Raw genomic sequence first — 410 nt, 5'->3', positions numbered from 1 at the left:
TTGCGCGCACGGTTCTCTTCGGTACGCTCGCTGGCACGCAGCTGCTCCATGTAGCTGTAGGCGCCCTGCACGTGCGGCCACATCAGCTCGGCGAAGGTGCTGTCGCCGGTATAGCGCCCATATTCGGCGATGCTGTAGATCAGCTCACCGTGGCTGTCGTTCTCCGGTACCGGGTCGCTGCCGCGCGCATCGACACAGCACGGCACCTTGCCGTTCTCGAACTGGTAAGGCGCATACCAGTTGATGTAGTCACGCACGGCATCGCTGCGCCCCATGCGCAGCAGGCCTTCGGAAATCATCGCGCCGTCGCGGATCCAGCTGCGCGCGTACGAGCGCGTGCCCGGCTGCAGGCGCGGGCCGACCCGCGAGATCAGCATGTGCGCCACGGCGGTGCGCAGGGTGTCGACCAG

1 protein-coding gene is annotated in these 410 nt (G+C 66.6%); it reads right to left on the bottom strand.

All coding sequences use genetic code 11. From position 1 onward, the window contains the following. A partial coding sequence (locus EEB19_RS26560; protein WP_222930006.1) for an amylo-alpha-1,6-glucosidase occupies nt 1-410 on the bottom strand: 410 nt, incomplete at both ends.

It is taken from the genome of Gordonia sp. OPL2 (assembly GCF_003797825.1).
Lineage (GTDB): Bacteria > Actinomycetota > Actinomycetes > Mycobacteriales > Mycobacteriaceae > Gordonia.
Note: the sequence above shows the minus strand (reverse complement) of the source record. Positions and strands in the feature narration are given on the sequence as shown.